Here is a 17,267-nt window from a genome sequence, read left to right as displayed (position 1 = left end):
GGCTCCGGGGTGTGGATTCCTGACCCCGCCCGCTCACCGGGTAGGCTGCCCGGCGTGCGCCCGCGCGGCGCGCGCCGGGCACGCCGGGCACACCGGCACGCCGAACCAGGGACGCACAGGAGGAACCGCCGTTGCACGTCCAGGAGTGGCTTGAGACCGTTCCCGCGGTCAGTATTTACATCCTGGTCGGGGTGGTCATCGGACTGGAGAGCCTCGGCATCCCGCTGCCCGGCGAGATCGTCCTCGTCAGCTCCGCGCTGCTCGCCTCCCAGCACGGTGACATCAACCCGTACGTCCTCGGCGCCTGCGCCACGGCCGGCGCGATCATCGGTGACTCGATCGGCTACGCCATCGGACGCAAGGGCGGCCGGCCCCTGCTCGCCTGGCTCGGCGCGAAGTTCCCCAAGCACTTCGGCGCCGACCAGATCGCGATGGCGGAGCGGTCCTTCGAGAAGTGGGGCATGTGGGCGGTCTTCTTCGGCCGCTTCGTCGCCCTGCTCCGGATCTTCGCCGGACCGCTCGCGGGCGTCCTGCGCATGCCGTACTGGAAGTTCCTGATCGCCAACGTCCTGGGCGGCATCGTCTGGGCGGGCGGCACGACCGCCGTCATCTACTCGGTGGGCGTCGTCGCCGAGGCCTGGCTCAAACGCTTCTCCTGGCTGGGACTGCTGCTTGCGGTGCTCATCGGGATCACCTCCATGCTCGTCCTGAAGAGCCGCGCCAAGAAGGCCGGTGAGCAGGCACGGCTGGCCAGGGCCGCGGAGCCGGCCGAGCCCGACACCGTACCCGTAGCCGACTGACGTTCTCCGGAACGGTCGGGACGTGGCCTGTTTCTGCTGGACAATGATCAATACCCTTAAGGGTGCCGTCCGTTACCGATCGGAACGGCACCTACAGAGGGAGCGCCATGGCTACCGCACAGCAGATCCCGGACATTCTGTCGCCGGAATTCGCGGAGAACCCCTATCCGGCCTACCGTGCGATGCGGGAGAGCGCCCCGCTCATCTGGCACGAAGCCACGAAGAGTTACATCATCTCGCGGTACGACGACGTCGAACGGGCCTTCAAGGACAAGGAGTCGGTGTTCACCACCGACAACTACGACTGGCAGATCGAGCCCGTGCACGGCAGGACGATCCTCCAGCTCAGCGGGCGGGAGCACGCCGTACGCCGCGCCCTGGTCGCGCCGGCCTTCCGTGGCGGTGATCTCCGCGACAAGTTCCAGCCCGTCATCGAGCGCAACTCCCGCGAGCTGATCGACACGTTCCGGCACACCGGATCCGTCGATCTGGTGGAGGCGTACGCCACCCGCTTCCCCGTCAACGTCATAGCGGACATGCTGGGCCTCGACAAGGCCGACCACGGCCGCTTCCACGGCTGGTACACGGCGGTCATCGCCTTCCTCGGCAACCTCTCGGGCGACCCCGAGGTGACGGCGGCCGGTGAGCGGACCCGGATCGAGTTCGCCGAGTACATGCTGCCGATCATCCGGGAGCGGCGCGACCACCTCGGCGACGACCTGCTCTCCACCCTCTGCGCCGCCGAGGTCGACGGCGTACGGATGAGCGACGAGGACATCAAGGCCTTCTGCAGCCTGCTGCTCGCCGCCGGAGGCGAGACCACCGACAAGGCGATCGCCAGCATCTTCGCCAACCTCCTGCTCCACCCCGAGCAGCTCGCCGCCGTACAGCGGGACCGTACGCTGATCGACCGGGCCTTCGCGGAGACGCTCCGGTTCACCCCGCCGGTGCACATGATCATGCGTCAGACGGCCGCCGACGTGGAGCTGAGCGGCGGTACGGTGCCGGCCGGCGCGACGGTCACCTGCCTGATCGGGGCCGCCAACCGCGACGGCTCGCACTACCGGGAGCCGGACTCCTTCAACATCTTCCGTGACGACCTGACCGCCACGACCGCGTTCTCCGCGGCGGCCGACCATCTCGCCTTCGCCCTCGGCCGCCACTTCTGCGTCGGGGCGCTGCTGGCCAAAGCCGAGGTCGAGACCGGGATCAACCACCTGCTCGACGCGATGCCGGACGTCCGGCCGGCGGACGGCTTCGACCCGGTCGAGCAGGGAGTGTTCACCCGGGGACCGCAGTCCCTGCCGGTGGAGTTCACGCCGGCCGGGAAGTGACGACGTCCGCCGGGCCAGGAGACTCCCGGGCCCGGCGGACGGTACGTACGCGTGACCACCGCGCCGCCACGTCCCCGACGCGCCACTACCGCGTCACCGCGCCGCTACTGCACCACGGGCGTGAAGCTCACCGGCAGCGCGGTCAGCCCGCGCATCCAGATCGACGGCCGCCACGTCAGCTCGTGCGGATCCACGGCCAGCACCACGTCCGGCAGCCGCTCCAGCAGCGTTTCCACCGCCGTACGGGCGATGACGTCAGCGAGGAGCGGGCCCGGGTAGAGACAGCGGTGCTCACCGTTGCTGAACGAGAGGTGCGCCGAGTTCTCCGCCCCGACATGACCCTCGGGCCAGATCTGCGGATCGGTGTTGGCCGCGGCGAAGCCGAGGACCAGGCAGTCGCCCGCCTTGATGTGCCGCCCGGCGAGCTGGGTGTCGCGCACCGCCCACCGGCCGATGAAGTTCTGGGTCGGGGTGTCCAGCCACAGCACCTCGTTGAGGGCCTGCCCGACACTGAGCCGCCCGCCCGAGACGTTCAGCGCGAACCGGTCGTCGGTCAGCAGCAGCCGCAGGGAGTTGCAGATCCAGTTGGCCGTCGGCTGCTGCGCGGCGGCGATCAGGGTGATGAGGTCCTGGACGACCTCGTCGTCCGTCAGCCCGGCGGGATGGGCCAGCATCCGCGAGGTGACATCGGTGCCGGGGGTGCTCCGCTTCTCCTTGACGAGCTGTTCTATGCGCGCCTGCACCCGCAGATACGCGGCGACCGGGTCGTCGTCCTCGGGGGCGTCCAGCGAGATCCGCAGGTCCCGTACGAGATCCTCGGTGTCCGTGGCGCCGACCGGCATCCCGCAGAGCTGGACCACGGCGCGCATCGGCAGCGCGTGCGCGTACAGCTCCATCAGCTCGGCCTGGCCGCTGCCCGCGAACGCGTCGATGAGCCCTTCGGCGATCTCCCGACAGGTGTGGGCGAGTTCGAACTGGTCGACGGCCTCCAGCGCCTCCGTGACCACCCCGGCGCGCCGCTGGTGCTCAGGGCCCTCCGTGAACAGCAGTGAGGGCTGGTAGCCGACGAACGGCATCAGCGGCCAGTCGGCGGGGATGTTCGGCCACTGGTTCCAGCGCCGCGAGTCCCGGGCGAACAGCTCGTCGTGGCCGGTGACGTACGAGACCTCGGCGTAGCCCAGCACCAGCCAGGCGGGGATGTCCCCGTCGAGCAGGATGGGCGCGACCGCGCCGTGCTCGGTGCGCAGGGCGCGGTAGAGCTGGGACGGCGTCTGCTGGTATTCGAGGCCGCTCAGCCGGATGGCGCCCCCGGCGTGTGCGGGGCAGCCGCGCGGCGGCGCCTGTTCTTCGACGGCTTGTGCGGGGTCGGTCACGGTGTCAGCTCCCGGGCCATGGCCAGTTCGTGGAGGTGGTCAACGAGGGTGATGAGGACGTTCTTGCCGGACGACCGCACCCGCGCGTCGCAGTCGATCAGCGGCACGTGGTCCGGCAGCGAGAGAGCCTGGCGGATCTCGGCGAGCGAGAACGCCGAGACGTCGTTGTCGAACCGGTTCACGGCCACCACGAAGGGGGTCCGGTGGTGTTCGAGCCGGTCGATGGCGTACCAGGACTCGCTCATCCGCCGGGTGTCGACCAGGACGACCGCGCCCAGCGTGCCGGAGAAGAGCCGGTCCCAGAGGAACCAGAACCGCTCCTGACCGGGCGCCCCGAACAGGTAGAGCACCATGCGCTCGTTGAGACTGATCCGGCCGAAGTCGAAGGCGACGGTCGTGGTCGTCTTCGTGGTCAGCCCGGCGGTCTCGTCGACTCCTATCCCGGCCTGCGTCATCACCTCTTCGGTGTTGAGCGGCCGGATCTCGCTGACCGACCGGACCAGGGTGGTCTTGCCGACCCCGAAACCGCCCACGACGACGATCTTCAGACCGGTTTCGGCCGAGTCGCTCAGTGGAGTACGCGCCGGCAGCTCAGAGGTTACGGAGTCCAAGGAGCACCTCCTTCAGGAGATCGGAGTCGGGAAGGTCGGCGGAGCGCGCGGCGCGCGGGTGCCTGGCGGTGATACGGCCCGTCGCGAGGAGATCGCCGAGGAGGATCCGTACCACCATCACGGGCAACCGCAGCTCGGCGGCGATCTCGACGACCGCCGTGGGATGGTCGCACAGCTCCAGGATCCTGACGTGCTCCGACTGCATCCCGGCGGTCGGCCGGCACTCGCTGACGATCAGGGTGACCAGGTCGAACGTGTTGTCCTCGACCCGGCTGCGGCCACCGGTGACGGTGTACAGCCGGTCGGGGTCTCCGGTGTCGACGGGCCGCCTGGTCATGAGCGCGTACTGTCCTGGGCGGGTGTGCGGGGTTCCGCCCGCAGATGCTCACCGATCTGTTCGACCAGCTCGCTCATCTGATGACCCACCACACCGGGGTCGGCGCCGTCCTCGGCCACGACCGCGAGATGCGCCCCGTCGCCGGCCTCCACGATGAACAGCAGCCCGCCGTGGAACTCCGTCATCGAGTGGCGTACGCCGCCGCCGCCGCTGCCGAACTCCACCGAGGCGCCCTGGGCGAGCGCCTGGATGCCGGAACAGATGGCGGACAACTGGTCGGCCTGGTCGAGGGTGAGATGACGGCTCCAGCAGAGCTTCAGTCCGTCGCGGGAGAGCACGAGGGCGTGCCGGGTGCCGGGGGTGCGTTCCAGCAGGTTCTCAAGGAGCCAGGTCAGGCTGTTGTCTGTGGTCTGCATGATGCGCGTGGGGCGGGATGGAGCCGGTGGTCCGGCCACCTGCCCGTGCCTCCTTGTCACGTTCCGGGTGGGGGGATGGGCGCCGGTACCCCGGGCGCCGTGCGGGGTGGGCGCTGCCCTATCCGGCCGGAGTGCCGGGGGTGGCGGACGCGCCGGGAGCGTCGGGAGGACCGGCCGGGCCCTGGGGCCGGGACGCGGGGCCGGCCGGAGGCCGGGCGCCGTCGGACGGCGCGCCGTCCTCGGCGGCCGGGGCGTCAGCGCTCTCGGCGGCGTTACGCGCGCGGTGGAAGGCGCCGAACTGGGCGCCCACGTCGCGGCGTTCCGGCCGGACCGTCGTGGCCTCCGGCTCCGGGTTCGGCCTGCCGCGGTCGGCGGCGGCCATCGTACGGCCGGGCGGGCGCACGGGCAGGCCGCCGGGCGTCGCGACGCGGGGCCCGGCGGTCGGGGCGGACGGCGAGGGCAGTACCGGCCACGCCGTGGACGTGGGGACGGGCGGGGGCTGCGGGGCCGCGGTGACCGGCGGTGCCATGACGGGGGGCACGGTCGCCTCCGGCGCCGGGCGGCGCAGCGACTGCTCGGGCGCCATGCCGCGCTGCTGGGCCATGAGCTGCGGCGGGAAGAGGACGACGACGCCCGTGCCGCCGCGCGACGACGGCCGGTAGTTGACGCTGATGTGGTACTTGGCGGCCAGCCGGCCGACCACGGCCAGACCGAGCCGGGTGCCCTGGAGCGTCGCGAGGTCGGTGACCCGCCCCGAGACGGACTCCTCGGCGCGGCGCATCGCGGCGGCGGCCATCTTCAGGCCGCTGTCCTCGATGGTCACCACGATGCCGGCGGTGCGCTCCTCGACATAGACATGGACCTCGTCGATCGGCGGGGAGAAGTTCGCCGCGTTGTCCATCAGTTCGGCGAGCAGGTGCATCACCGGCTCGGCGGCGAACCCGGCGATCGCGGCCTGGCTGGAGCAGTGCAGCCTGACCCGCTGATAGGCGGCGATACGGCCGACCGCGCCGCGCAGGATGGACTCCATCCCGATCGGCTTGTTCCAGGCGCGGCTCGCGCGCCCGCCCATCAGCAGGGCCAGCCGGTCGGTGAGCAGTCCGAGCTGCGAGGTGTTGTGGTCGAGCTTGAGGAGGTCGCCGAAGACCTCTTCGCCGTAACGGTCCTGCATGTCACGCAGGTCGGCCAGCATGGACACGGCCTTGGCCTGCACCCGGCTCAGCGCCTTGGCGCTCGCCGCCTGCGCCGCCGCCCCGCGCCGCTCACTGACGGCGAACTCCCGGACCACCGCGTCCACCAGGACGCGCAGCCGGGGGTCGTCGGGCGGTACGACGGTGGAGAGCACGGTGTCGGCGGAGCCACCTGAGCGCAGTCCGGCGAGCGCGTCGGGCAGTGTCTTGCCGGTGAGCAGGTCCAGCTCGTCGGCCGCCTTGGTCAGCTGGGCGACAGCGGTCTCGCTGTTGGCGAGCGCCCGGGCCGCGCGCCCCTCGGCGGCGGCTATCTCGCCCGTGAACGTCTCCAGGACACGGCGGAGTTGGGGGTCGGACGGCGGCGGAGTGGTCGTGAAGATCTCCTGGGCGCTCAGGCCCTCGTGGAGCTTCTTGACGACCGCGGGCAGCGTGACGTTCAGCAGGTGCGCGCACTCGGCGCCGTTCCGGGCGAGCTGTGTCTGCGCGGCGTTGCTCTCGCTCTGGGCAGCCCCGGCGCCACGCCGCGCTCCGCGCAGCAGCAGTGCGGCGGTGACGACGGTCGCGGCCAGGCAGGCCCAGGTGACGGCGACGGTGGCGGCCACCCAGGAGCGGGCGGGTCCCGGCGCCGCCGCGACCACCGCTCCTCCGGCGGCGCCGGCCACCACCAGCAAGGTGAGCGGGACGGTGAGCGGCAACGACCGCGTGGTGGGTATGCGGTGCGGACTGGGGGCGACAGGCACTGACATTCCGCGGTCCCTCGGTACTTGAGTGCGGGGGGAACAGACCGGCCGACCTGCGGGCTTCGGCCGCATGGGCGGGATCTGACACCGATGGGGACGGTGATCTTCCGCACCACATGTGGCGCTCATGCTAACCACGGGACGCGGTACGGAAGCACTCAGGGCCTCCCGAGCCCACAGAACGGGCGACTTCGTCCCGAGGTCGCCCGTGGTACAGGGGGGACGTGATAAAGGGAATCTGCTGTTGCGAGTCCGGTCATATGCGCCCTCTCCGTGTCGGAGTGAGGTCCACAGGCCCGTTTCGGCTGCGGATACGTTTTTTCACCTGGCGTCATCTCGCCTGTGCAGCGATGGGTTTCAGTCAACTGCCCGCGTCGCGTCTGGTGGCCCGGTGCCGGGTGAGGCCGGAGGGCCGGGCCTCGCAGTACAGTGCGGTGCATGCCCTGGTGCACCACAAAGTAGTGCAAGCTGCTGAGCCCTTCTTGAACATATTGGACGGAATGTGTCGGACCTCGACCAGCTCACCCAGTCGCTCGCCCGCAATCTCAAGCGCTGGCGCGGCGAGCGGGGCTTCACGCTCGACGCCCTCGCGGCCCGTGCGGGGGTCAGCCGCGGGATGATCATCCAGATCGAGCAGGCCCGTACCAATCCGAGCGTCGGCATCACCGTCAAGATCGCCGACGCGCTCGGGGTCCCCATCACCACCCTGCTCGACTACGAACAGGGCACCCACGTCAGGGTCGTCCCCGAGAGCCAGGCCGTACGGCTGTGGTCCACCCCGGCGGGCAGCCGCAGCACGCTCCTGGTCGGCGCGGAGGCGCGTGGCCCGCTGGAGCTGTGGTCGTGGACGCTGATGCCCGGCGACGCCAGCTCCTCCGACCCGCACCCGCCGGGCACCACCGAACTGCTCCACGTGACCGCCGGTGAGCTGACGCTGCTCGTCGACGGCGAGCCGCACGCCGTACCGGCGGGTGCGTCGGCGACCTTCGAGGCCGGCGTTCCGCACTCCTACCGCAACGACGGTTCCGAAACGGTCGAAATGATCATGTCGATCTCCGTGCCGCCGGTGCGCTGACGAGCGGTCCGTACGGGGCGGGGACCCGCGCCGCTCGGCCAGGCTTCTACCGGCCGAGCAGGGGGATCTCGATCGCGGGGCAGCGGTCCATCACCATCGCGAGCCCGGCCGCGCGCGTCCGCTCGTACGCCTGTTCGTCGATCACCCCGAGCTGGAACCAGACGGCCTTCGCGCCGACGGCGACCGCCTCGTCCGCGACCGCTCCGGCCAGCCGGCTGTTGACGAAGACGTCCACCACGTCCACGGGGAAGGGGATGTCCGCGAGCGAGGCGTACCCGCGCTCGCCGTGCACCGTCTCGGCCTTGGGGTGCACCGGTACGACGCGCTTGCCGTAGCGCTGGAGTACCGCCGCGACGCCGTAGGCGGCCCGGGAGGTGTTGGCGGACAGGCCCACGACGGCCCAGGTGTCGCCCGCCTGCTGAAGGATCTCGCGGATCGTCCCCGGGTCGGCGTGTCCGGTCTGTGCTCTCTCTGCGTCCATGCCGGGGCAACAGATTCGCTTCGTGCGTCATTCCGCAGGCCGCCGCGCTGTGGTTTCCCCGTGAAAACTCCATGTCTCTTTCGTGAGTCCCTCGCCGCACGCGGCCAGGCATACCGTCATGAGGTGCACCACCTCGGATCGGATCGTGGGCGTCGGGCTCCGTTCCGGTGCGGTCCAGGCGGCGGAGCCCTACGCGTGGATGTCTGCGGCGAGGTGTCGCGGTACGCCGGGTCCACCCCGTGGTCGGACACGGAGAGCCGGACGAGAGGAGGTTGTCGGCACCAGGTGGCAGGATGCCGTGCCATGACCGCACCGATCAGTGAGTCGTGGACGCGAATCGAGAACTGGCTCGCCGAGCACGCCCCGGCGACCTACGCTGCGCTGGCGCCGCCGGCGGATCCGGCGGACATCGCCGCGGTCGAACGCGTCATCGGCCGGCCGCTCCTCAAGCCCGTGGTGATGTCGCTGCTGCGGCACGACGGTCTCCTCGACCGGCGGGGCTCGCTGCTGCCAGGGTCCTACAGGCCGATGAGCGCACGTGAGATAGGAGCTGATTGGCAACTTTTCACCGGCTTCTACGACAAGCGCACGGCGGATGAGAAGGGAGAGGAGGCGGACTACGACTTCATGAAGATCGGGTTCAGTGGCGTCCTGTACGGACACCCGCAGTTGATCCCCATCGCGCGGGACGTCGGCGGGGGTTACCTCGTGCTGGACCACCGTCCCGAGATCGACCGGGGGCGCGTCCACGAAGCCGAGGCCGTGGAAGGCGTCAAGCGCGCATCGCACGAGATGTGGACGTCCCTGCCGGTGCTCATGGAGGCGCTCGCCATGTCCCTCGAGACCGACCAGCCCCTCAACGGCTACACGCCGGTAGTGGACGAGGAGCAGAGACTGTACTGGGACTTCATACCGCTGGGCAGTGACCGGACCTTGCACCGGTCATGACACAGCAGCGGATGGTGAGGTCGGCGGAGCTTGCTCCGTGGCGAGTGATCATGGCCCCGAAGAAGCCGTACCTGGACGACCTCTGCAAGCCGCGCACGATCCGGCACAGCAACGCCGTGCTGCGCGGCTTCTACGAGTTCTGGACGTCCGAGGTGTACAGGTGTATGAGGTATTGGTTCGTGTGGAGGTGTGGTTGTGCTGAGGACAGGAAAGATCCAGCGGTTCGACGAGACGCGCGGGTACGGGTTCATCATCCCGAACGAGGGAGGTGACGACGTTTTCATGCACGCGAACGACCTGCTGGACGAGAAGTACCTCTACCAGGCCGGCCGCGAGGTCGAGTTCTTCGTCGAGATGGGGGACAAGGGGCCGAAGGCGTCCGAGATCCGGCTCATCCACCAGCCCTCGCAGCGCCGCCCGGAGCGCGACCGGGCATCGAGCCCGGTGACGTACCAGACCGCGGACGGCGTCGGGTCGACCGTCGACGCTCTGCGCGGCGAACTCACCGAGGCGTTGCTGGAGGCGGACGGCACTCTGACGGCCGACCAGATCAAGAGGGTCAGGGCCCGCGTCGTCGACCTGGCACGCGCGCACGGCTGGGTCACCGCCTGAGCGGTGCCGCACACGAGGGCCGCGGAATCACGGGATGTCCGGTGATTCCGCGGCTTTCTGCCGTACGGGAATATCGGGCCTCGAAACAGGGTCCGGTATCGGGCCCCGACACCGAGGTCCGATACAGGGGCCTTTTGCCGACAACGGAGACTGTGGTGACGGCGGAATCCGGGTGGTTACGCTGCCTGGACAGGAACGTGAAGTTCTCTGCGGCTGCCCGTCGCCGTACAGGACTGGACCGGCTGCTCGGACGAGGAGGGTGCGGAGCGGCTGACCGCCGCGGGCCGTACGTGATGTGGCGTGGCGCGTTCCGCCGGGGGCGGTGCGTGCCCTAGGCGCTCGGCGCCTTCGTCTTCTCGGTACCGGCGTCGGTAGCGGCGTCCGTACCGGCGTCCGCTCCTACGTCGGCACCCGCGGCTGTGGCCGTGTCTGTAGCTGGAGCCGCGTCGGCCCGTTCCGCGCGGCGCAGCAGCAGAGCCGCCAGCACCCCGCCCGTCAGTACCGCGACCGCGCCGAAGAGCTGGCTGGTCTCCAGACCTGACGCGAACCCGTCCGCGATGCGCTGCTTCGCCGCCGCGCCGTCAGCCCCGGCGAGCACGGTGGGCAGTGACGCCGCTCCCGCCGCACCTGGGACGAGAGCGGCGAAGCGGGAGTTGAGCACGGCGCCGAGGGTGGCGACGCCGAGGCCGTTGCCGAACTCGCCGAGCGCGCCGTTCACCCCCGCGCCCACGCCGGCCTTCTCCGGTGGGATCGCGCTCATGATCGCGTTGGCCATGGCCGGCGTGGCCAACGCGATGCCGGCGCCCATCACCACGAGCCCGAGCAGCATCCCCGTATACGCGTGGTTGCCCAGCACGGCGATCGCCGACAGTCCCGCGGAGAGCATGGCCATCCCGACGGCGATCGTGAGCGGTGTGCCCAGCCGGGGCAGCAGCCGGGCTCCGATCCCGGTGAGATTGAGCGCGACGACGGTCAGCGCGAGCGGAGCGGTCCGCAGACCGGCCTCCAACGGTCCGTAGCCCAGGACGAATTGGAGGTGCTGGGTGAGGAGGAAGAGTGAGCCGCCCATCCCGAAGGCGATCAGGACCGCTCCCGCCACGGCCCCGACGAACCGCCGGTCGCGGAAGAAACGCATGTCCAGCATCGGGTACGGGATACGCGGCTCCCAGAGCACGAAGGCGGTGAGTACGGTCACACCGACAGCCCCGGAGGCCAGGACCTGCCCCGACGCCCAGCCGTGCTCGGGGCCCGAGATGATCGCGTAGACCACCCCCGTCATCCCGATGGTGGAGAGCAGCGCGCCGACCAGGTCGGGACGGTCGCCCTCCTTGGTCTTCGACTCGGGTACGAGGGCGATCACCGCGGCCAGCCCCATGACGGCGACCGGGATGTTGATCAGGAAGATCGCGCCCCACCGGAAGTGGTCCAGCATCACCCCGCCGACCAGCGGCCCCACGGCGAAGCCGAGTGAATTGACCGTGGCCCAGAGCGCGATGGCCCGTACCCGCTCCTGCTCGTCGAAGATCTGCACGACCACGGCCAGGGTGGTGGTGATCAGCAGCGCGCCGCCGACACCCATCCCCGCACGCGCCGCGATGAGCTGTGCGGAGGAGTCCGCCAGCCCGGCCACGAGTGACCCGGTGCCGAACAGGGCGAGCCCCGCGACCAGCATCTTCTTCCGGCCGTACCGGTCGGCGGCGCTGCCCGCGGTGAGCAGCAGACCCGACTGGACCAGGGAGTAGGCGTTGATCATCCACTGGATGTCGGCGGTGGACGCGTCCAGCTCCCGGGTGAGGGAGGGGATGGCGACGTTCAGCACCGTGTTGTCGAGCAGCACCGTGAGCTGGGCCAGGCAGATGACGCCGAGGATGAGCCAGCGCTGCGGATGGCCCGACGGGGCTCTGCCCGCGTCGGTGGTCGTGACTGTCATGCGGCCCTGCCCTTCTTGTCCTTCTCGATACTTATGTACGGAACTGTTCTGGAGGGTGCCGACGCGGGTGGAGTCACCCCGGTGGAGTGCCGCCCCGGCGGAGAGCCGCCCCTTGAGGGGGCGCCCCGATGAGGGCGGCGCACCGGCCGTCGTCACCGAACCGTCGGGGCGGTCACAGTCGTCGGACCCATGGCATCCGTGCACGCTCATGACCCCGCACCGGCCCCGACAGGGGTTCCGCGCAGCCCGAAAGGCGCTTCCCGGCGTCGGTCGAGGGGGCGATCGGGCCCCGCATAGGGTGGGGGCATGCAGGAGCAGTACCGGACCGTCGCCCGCGCGGGCGTCCACGAGACCGAGGTCAACCGGTCGCGCTTCCTCTGCGCGCTGGCACCGGCGGCGACCGAGGGGGAGGCGCAGGAGTTCATCGCGCGCGTCCGCAAGGAGCACCCGACGGCCACGCACCACTGCTTCGCGTACGTGATCGGCGCCGACGCCGCCGTGCAGCGGGCGAGCGACGACGGCGAACCGGGCGGCACGGCGGGCGCGCCGATGCTCCAGATGCTGACGCGACGTGAGGTGCGCTACACGGTGGCGGTCGTCACCCGCTACTACGGCGGGGTCAAGCTCGGCGCCGGCGGCCTGATCAGGGCGTACGGGGGAGCGGTCGGTGAGGCGCTGGACGCCCTCGGCACCCGGACCAGACGGCGCTACCGGCAGGTCACCGTTACCGTCGGCCACCAGCGCGCGGGCCGGCTGGAGAACGATCTGCGCGCCACGGGACGCGCGGTGCGCGAGGTGCGGTACGCGGAGGCGGTGACGATCGAGCTGGGGCTGCCGGACGCGGAGGTCGACGCGTTCCGCGCCTGGCTCGCGGACACGACGGCGGGCACGGCCGCCTTGGAGCTGGGCGGGGAGGCGTACGGCGATGGACCCCCGGAGTGATCCCCGCGCGCTCCACGCGCCGGGCGTGCCGGGCACGTGGTGCGAACTGGTTGGACAGTACGAACGGCATGAACGGCATGAACGGCATGAACGGCGCGTAACGCGCGAACGAGAGGAAAGCCCCTCTTGAGGATTCTGCACACGTCGGACTGGCATCTCGGACGGTCCTTCCACCGCGTGAGCCTGCTCGACGCCCAGGCCGCGTTCCTCGACCACCTCGTGGCGACGGTCCGCACCCACGACGTCGACGCGGTCCTCGTCGCCGGCGACGTCTACGACCGGGCCGTACCGCCGCTCGCCGCCGTGGAGCTGTTCGACCGCGCGCTGCACCGCCTCGCCGAGGCCGGAGTGCCGACCGTCATGATCTCCGGCAACCACGACTCGGCCCGCAGGCTCGGTGTCGGCGCCGGGCTCATCGAGCGCGCCGGCATCCATCTGCGGACCGACCCGGCGGGCTGCGCCACCCCCGTCCTGCTCGCGGACGCCCACGGCGAGGTGGCCTTCTACGGGCTGCCGTATCTCGAACCGGCTCTGGTGCGCGAGGAGTTCAAGGCGTCCAAGGCCGGGCACGAGGCGGTGCTCGGCGCCGCGATGGAGCGCGTACGGGCCGACCTCGCCGCCCGCCCGTCCGGCACCCGCTCCGTCGTCCTCGCGCACGCCTTCGTCGTCGGGGGCGCACCGAGCGACAGCGAGCGGGACATCACCGTCGGCGGGGTGGCCGCCGTGCCCGCCGGCGTCTTCGACGGTGTCGACTATGTCGCGCTCGGGCATCTGCACGGTTCCCAGACCCTCACCGAGCGTGTCCGTTACGCGGGTTCGCCCCTCGCCTACTCCTTCTCCGAGGCCACGCACCGCAAGACGATGTGGCTGGTCGACCTCGGACCCGAGGGCGGGATCGAGGCGCGGCGGATCGACTGCCCGGTGCCCCGCGCACTCGCCCGGATCCGCGGGACGCTCGACGCACTGCTCGACGATCCCGCCCTCGACCGGCACGAGGAGTCCTGGGTGGAGGCGACCCTCACCGACCCCGTGCGCCCGGCCGAGCCCATGGCGCGGCTCGCCGAGCGTTTCCCGTACACGCTCAGCCTTGTCTTCGACCCCGAGCGGCCGGAGGGCGATCCGCTCGCCTCCTACGGCCGTCGCCTCGCGGGCCGTACCGACCAGCAGATCGCGGAGGACTTCGTGGCGCACGTACGCGGCGGGTCGGGGCCCGACGGTCCGGAACGCACCGTGCTGCGCGGCGCGTTCGACGACGTACGGGTCGACGCGACGGTGCGCGAGGTGGCCCCGTGAGACTGCACCGGCTGACGATCACCGCCTTCGGCCCCTTCGCCACCACCCAGGAGGTCGACTTCGACGCGCTCTCCGGCGCCGGGCTCTTCCTGCTCCACGGCCCGACCGGCGCCGGAAAGACATCCGTGCTGGACGCGGTCTGCTACGCGCTGTACGGGGCCGTGCCGGGCGCCCGGCAGAGCCCCGGCACCACCCTGCGCAGCGACCACGCGCCCACCGGGACGGTCACCGAGGTCGTTCTCGAACTGACCGTCGGCGGGCGGCGGTTGGAGATCACCCGGCGACCGGCCCAGCTCCGTCCCAAGAAGCGTGTCAAGGGGTTCACCACCGAGAAGGCGCAGAGCTGGCTGCGGGAGTACGTCCCTGACGACACCCCCGGCGGTGGCCCCGACGCCAACCCCGGTACCGACGACGGAGGATGGCGGGCGCTGAGCCGCTCCCACCAGGAGATCGGGGAGGAGGTCGGCCAGCTCCTCGGTATGAGCCGCGAACAGTTCTGCCAGGTCGTGCTCCTGCCCCAGGGTGACTTCGCCCGCTTCCTGCGCGCCGACGCCGAGGCGCGCGGCAGACTCCTCGGCACGCTCTTCGACACCCGCAGGTTCGCCGCGGTCGAGGAACGTCTGGCCGAGCTGCGCCGTGCCGCGGAACACCGGGTGCGCGCCGGGGACGACCGGCTCCTCGGTATCGCGCAGCGCATCGCCCAGGCGGCGGAGGGGGGTTCGGCCGCGACAGGGCGTACGGAGGCGCCACACCCCCCCGACCGGCAGCCCGGCGACGTGGAGCCGGCCCCGGCCGTGCTCGCCTGGGCGGCGCTCGTACGCTGCGACGCCCACGAGCGGGCCGACATCGCCGCGTCGGCCCTCGCCGAGGCGGAGGACCGGTTGGCGACGGCCCGGAGCGTACGGGACTCCGCGCGTGAACTCGCCGGACTCCAGGAGCGGTTCGCGGACGCCCAGCGGCGCCGCACCGCCCTCGAAGCCCGCCGCCCCGGGTACGAGCAGACCCGTACGCTGCTGGAGCGCGACCGCGAGGCGGAGCTGGTCGCCCCGGCGCTCGCCCTGCGTGACGAGGCGGAAGAGGCCCACCGTGCCGCGTCCGCCGAGCACGACCGCACCCGGAAGTCGCTGCCCCCCGAACTCGCGGACGCCGGAGCCGAACAACTCGCCGCCCTGGCAGGCTCCGTACGCCAGGAACTCGGCGCCCTCGACGCGGCCCGCCGCGCGGAGAGCCGCAGCGCCGAGATCACCGCCGAACGCGCCGCACTGGACCGGCAGGCGCGCGCCGACGACGACATCCTCCAGGAGACGGCCGGCTGGCTGGCGGGCTGGGAGCCCGAACGCCGCGCGCTGCTCGGCCGCGTGGAAGAGGCCCTGGAGGCGGCCACCCGCGCCGAGCAGCGTGCCGGACAGCTCGAACCGGCCGTGCGGCGGCTGGCCGCGGCCAAGCGGCGCGACACGCTCGAAGGGAGGGTACGGGAGGCCGAGCGGCGACTCCTGGCCGCGGGCGCGCGGGCCAACTCCGCCCACGGTGACTGGCTCGACCTGCGGGAGCGGCGGCTGAAGGGCATCGCCGCCGAACTCGCCGCCCGGCTCGCCGAGGGCGCCCCCTGCGAGGTCTGCGGCTCCGCCGAGCACCCCGCCCCCGCGCGTCCCACGGACGACCAGGTCGATCCGGCGGCGGAGGACGCCGCGCTGGCGGAGTACCAGCGGTGCGACGAGGTCCAGATGGAGGCCGAGCGCGCGCACACGACCCTCCTGGAGCAGTACGCGACGGCCCGCACCCAGGCGGCCGAGCCGTCCCAGGACAGCGACAGTGACGGCGGCCCCGGCATCGCCGAAGCCATCGCCGGGAACCCCACCGCCACGGACCTCACCACCACCGACGCCACAGCCAAGGACCCCACTGCCAAGGACCCCACCGTCGCCGAACTCGCCGCGTTCACCGAACGGTTGGACCGCGAACACACTGCGGCGCGCCGGATCGCCGCCGGGGCACACGCGGCGCGTGAGGCCCTGGCCCGGGCCGAGCGCGAGTACGAGGGCCGGGTCGCCGCGCAGCGGCAGGCCGAACAACGTGCCGCCGCCCGGACCTCGCAGCGCGAGACGCTGGAGCGCGAACAGGGCAAGCTGCGAGCGGAGTTGAGCCGCGCCAGAGGAGAGGCCGCGAGCGTCGCCGACCGCGTGGCCGAGCTGGCGAGCCGTGCCAGGTCGCTCGCCGGGGCGGCCGAGACCGCACGCGTCGCGGACGCCACCGCACTGCGTCTCAAGGAAGCCGACGGGCGCCTCGCGGGGGCCGCCTTCCGGGCCGGCTTCGACACCCCGGGAGCCGCCGCCGAGGCCCTGCTCGGCGCTGCCGACCGGAGCGCGTTCCAGCACCGTATCGACGAGTGGCAGGCCGAGGCCGCCGCGGTCGCCGACCGGCTCGCGGAACCCGGGACCAGGGACGCCGCCGCCCGCCCGCCCGCCGACCACGGCGCCGCGCAGTCCGCCCACGACACCGCGGAACACGCCCTGCGCGCCGCCTCGGCCCGGCACGCCGCCGCCCGGGAGAGCCGGGACCAGCTCGCCAGGCTCTCGCGGCGGGCCGAGGCCGAGGTGCGCGAACTCGGCCCCGTACGCGAGGAGTACGACCGGGTGGCCCGTCTCGCGGGGCTCACCGCGGGAACCTCCGCCGACAACGAACGCCGGATGCGCCTGGAGTCGTACGTCCTGGCGGCCCGCCTCGAACAGGTCGCGGCAGCCGCCACCGTACGTCTCCAGCGCATGTCCTCCGGCCGTTACACGCTGTCCCACACCGACGCCCGCGTGGGCGGACAACGCCGGTCCGGGCTCGGGCTCCAGGTCGTCGACGCCTGGACCGGCAGCGCCCGCGACACCGCGACGCTCTCCGGCGGCGAGACGTTCTTCGCCTCCCTCGCGCTCGCGCTCGGTCTCGCGGACGTCGTCACGGACGAGGCCGGCGGCGTCCGGCTGGACACCCTCTTCATCGACGAGGGCTTCGGCAGTCTCGACGACCAGACCCTGGACGAGGTCCTCGACGTACTGGACTCCCTGCGGGAACGGGACCGCAGCGTCGGCATCGTCAGCCATGTCGCGGACCTGCGCCGCCGCATCCCGACCCAACTGGAGATCGTCAAGGAACGGCACGGGTCCGCCGTGCGGCAGCGCCTCGCGGGGAAGTGAGCC

The 17,267-nt window shown here is 71.7% G+C and carries 15 protein-coding genes; 8 read left to right on the top strand and 7 right to left on the bottom strand.

The annotated features are described in order from the left end of the window. Positions 1-131 precede the first annotated feature (131 nt). Together ACFXPL_RS04445 and ACFXPL_RS04440 are read left to right on the top strand one after the other, a co-directional pair. Positions 132-800, top strand: a complete 669-nt coding sequence (locus ACFXPL_RS04445) for a DedA family protein (protein WP_384912292.1) — start codon at positions 132-134, stop codon at positions 798-800. 107 nt (positions 801-907) lie between these two features. Continuing rightward, positions 908-2,134 carry a cytochrome P450 gene (locus ACFXPL_RS04440; RefSeq protein ID WP_384912289.1) on the top strand — a complete coding sequence of 409 codons (1,227 nt, stop codon included), beginning with the start codon at positions 908-910 and terminating at the stop codon, positions 2,132-2,134. Between the two features lie 104 nt (positions 2,135-2,238). Here the strand turns inward: ACFXPL_RS04440 and ACFXPL_RS04435 are convergent, their stop codons facing one another. From ACFXPL_RS04435 to ACFXPL_RS04415, 5 genes are all read right to left on the bottom strand, one after another. After that, entirely contained in the window at positions 2,239-3,507 is a 1,269-nt protein-coding gene (locus tag ACFXPL_RS04435) for a cytochrome P450 (RefSeq protein ID WP_384912285.1), read from the bottom strand. Beyond that, positions 3,504-4,118 carry an ATP/GTP-binding protein gene (locus ACFXPL_RS04430; protein WP_384912281.1) on the bottom strand — a complete coding sequence of 205 codons (615 nt, stop codon included), beginning with the start codon at positions 4,116-4,118 and terminating at the stop codon, positions 3,504-3,506. The genes ACFXPL_RS04435 and ACFXPL_RS04430 overlap by 4 nt, the downstream gene beginning before the upstream one ends. Continuing rightward, complete coding sequence (locus ACFXPL_RS04425) at positions 4,099-4,455, bottom strand: DUF742 domain-containing protein (protein WP_384912278.1); 357 nt, start codon at positions 4,453-4,455, stop codon at positions 4,099-4,101. The genes ACFXPL_RS04430 and ACFXPL_RS04425 overlap by 20 nt, the downstream gene beginning before the upstream one ends. Continuing rightward, positions 4,452-4,871 carry a roadblock/LC7 domain-containing protein gene (locus ACFXPL_RS04420; RefSeq protein WP_384912275.1) on the bottom strand — a complete coding sequence of 140 codons (420 nt, stop codon included), beginning with the start codon at positions 4,869-4,871 and terminating at the stop codon, positions 4,452-4,454. The genes ACFXPL_RS04425 and ACFXPL_RS04420 overlap by 4 nt, the downstream gene beginning before the upstream one ends. A 118-nt stretch (positions 4,872-4,989) precedes the next feature. Then, positions 4,990-6,807 carry an ATP-binding protein gene (locus ACFXPL_RS04415; RefSeq protein ID WP_384912273.1) on the bottom strand — a complete coding sequence of 606 codons (1,818 nt, stop codon included), beginning with the start codon at positions 6,805-6,807 and terminating at the stop codon, positions 4,990-4,992. A 496-nt stretch (positions 6,808-7,303) separates the two neighbouring features. Between ACFXPL_RS04415 and ACFXPL_RS04410 the strand changes: the two genes are divergently transcribed. Then, complete coding sequence (locus ACFXPL_RS04410) at positions 7,304-7,876, top strand: helix-turn-helix domain-containing protein (protein WP_384912270.1); 573 nt, start codon at positions 7,304-7,306, stop codon at positions 7,874-7,876. Positions 7,877-7,922: 46 nt separating this feature from the next. On the opposite strand, the gene ACFXPL_RS04405 is transcribed toward ACFXPL_RS04410, so the two are convergent. After that, the gene (locus tag ACFXPL_RS04405) at positions 7,923-8,357 is read right to left on the bottom strand and encodes a CoA-binding protein (protein WP_384912268.1); all 435 of its coding nucleotides are present in this window, start codon (positions 8,355-8,357) and stop codon (positions 7,923-7,925) included. Positions 8,358-8,660: 303 nt separating this feature from the next. Here ACFXPL_RS04405 and ACFXPL_RS04400 point away from each other — a divergent pair, with 303 nt between their 5' ends. Both ACFXPL_RS04400 and ACFXPL_RS04395 read left to right on the top strand, forming a co-directional pair. Beyond that, on the top strand, positions 8,661-9,305 hold the full coding sequence (locus ACFXPL_RS04400; protein ID WP_384912264.1) for an SMI1/KNR4 family protein: 645 nt from the start codon (positions 8,661-8,663) through the stop codon (positions 9,303-9,305). A gap of 195 nt (positions 9,306-9,500) precedes the next feature. Then, complete coding sequence (locus tag ACFXPL_RS04395; RefSeq protein WP_384912261.1) at positions 9,501-9,917, top strand: cold-shock protein; 417 nt, start codon at positions 9,501-9,503, stop codon at positions 9,915-9,917. A gap of 331 nt (positions 9,918-10,248) precedes the next feature. Here the strand turns inward: ACFXPL_RS04395 and ACFXPL_RS04390 are convergent, their stop codons facing one another. Beyond that, the gene (locus ACFXPL_RS04390; protein ID WP_384912258.1) at positions 10,249-11,847 is read right to left on the bottom strand and encodes an MFS transporter; all 1,599 of its coding nucleotides are present in this window, start codon (positions 11,845-11,847) and stop codon (positions 10,249-10,251) included. Positions 11,848-12,153: 306 nt separating this feature from the next. Between ACFXPL_RS04390 and ACFXPL_RS04385 the strand changes: the two genes are divergently transcribed. From ACFXPL_RS04385 to ACFXPL_RS04375, 3 genes are all read left to right on the top strand, one after another. Continuing rightward, positions 12,154-12,789 (top strand): YigZ family protein, encoded by a 636-nt coding sequence (locus tag ACFXPL_RS04385; RefSeq protein WP_384912255.1) that lies wholly within the window; start codon positions 12,154-12,156, stop codon positions 12,787-12,789. Positions 12,790-12,915: 126 nt separating this feature from the next. Beyond that, positions 12,916-14,082: an exonuclease SbcCD subunit D gene (locus tag ACFXPL_RS04380; protein ID WP_384912252.1), complete on the top strand. Its 1,167-nt coding sequence runs from the start codon at positions 12,916-12,918 to the stop codon at positions 14,080-14,082. Then, the gene (locus ACFXPL_RS04375) at positions 14,079-17,264 is read left to right on the top strand and encodes an AAA family ATPase (RefSeq protein ID WP_384912248.1); all 3,186 of its coding nucleotides are present in this window, start codon (positions 14,079-14,081) and stop codon (positions 17,262-17,264) included. The genes ACFXPL_RS04380 and ACFXPL_RS04375 overlap by 4 nt, the downstream gene beginning before the upstream one ends. Positions 17,265-17,267 lie beyond the last annotated feature (3 nt).

This window comes from Streptomyces sp. NPDC059092, from assembly GCF_042756365.1.
Taxonomy (GTDB): Bacteria; Actinomycetota; Actinomycetes; order Streptomycetales; family Streptomycetaceae; genus Streptomyces.
This window is presented reverse-complemented; position numbering and strand designations above follow the sequence as displayed.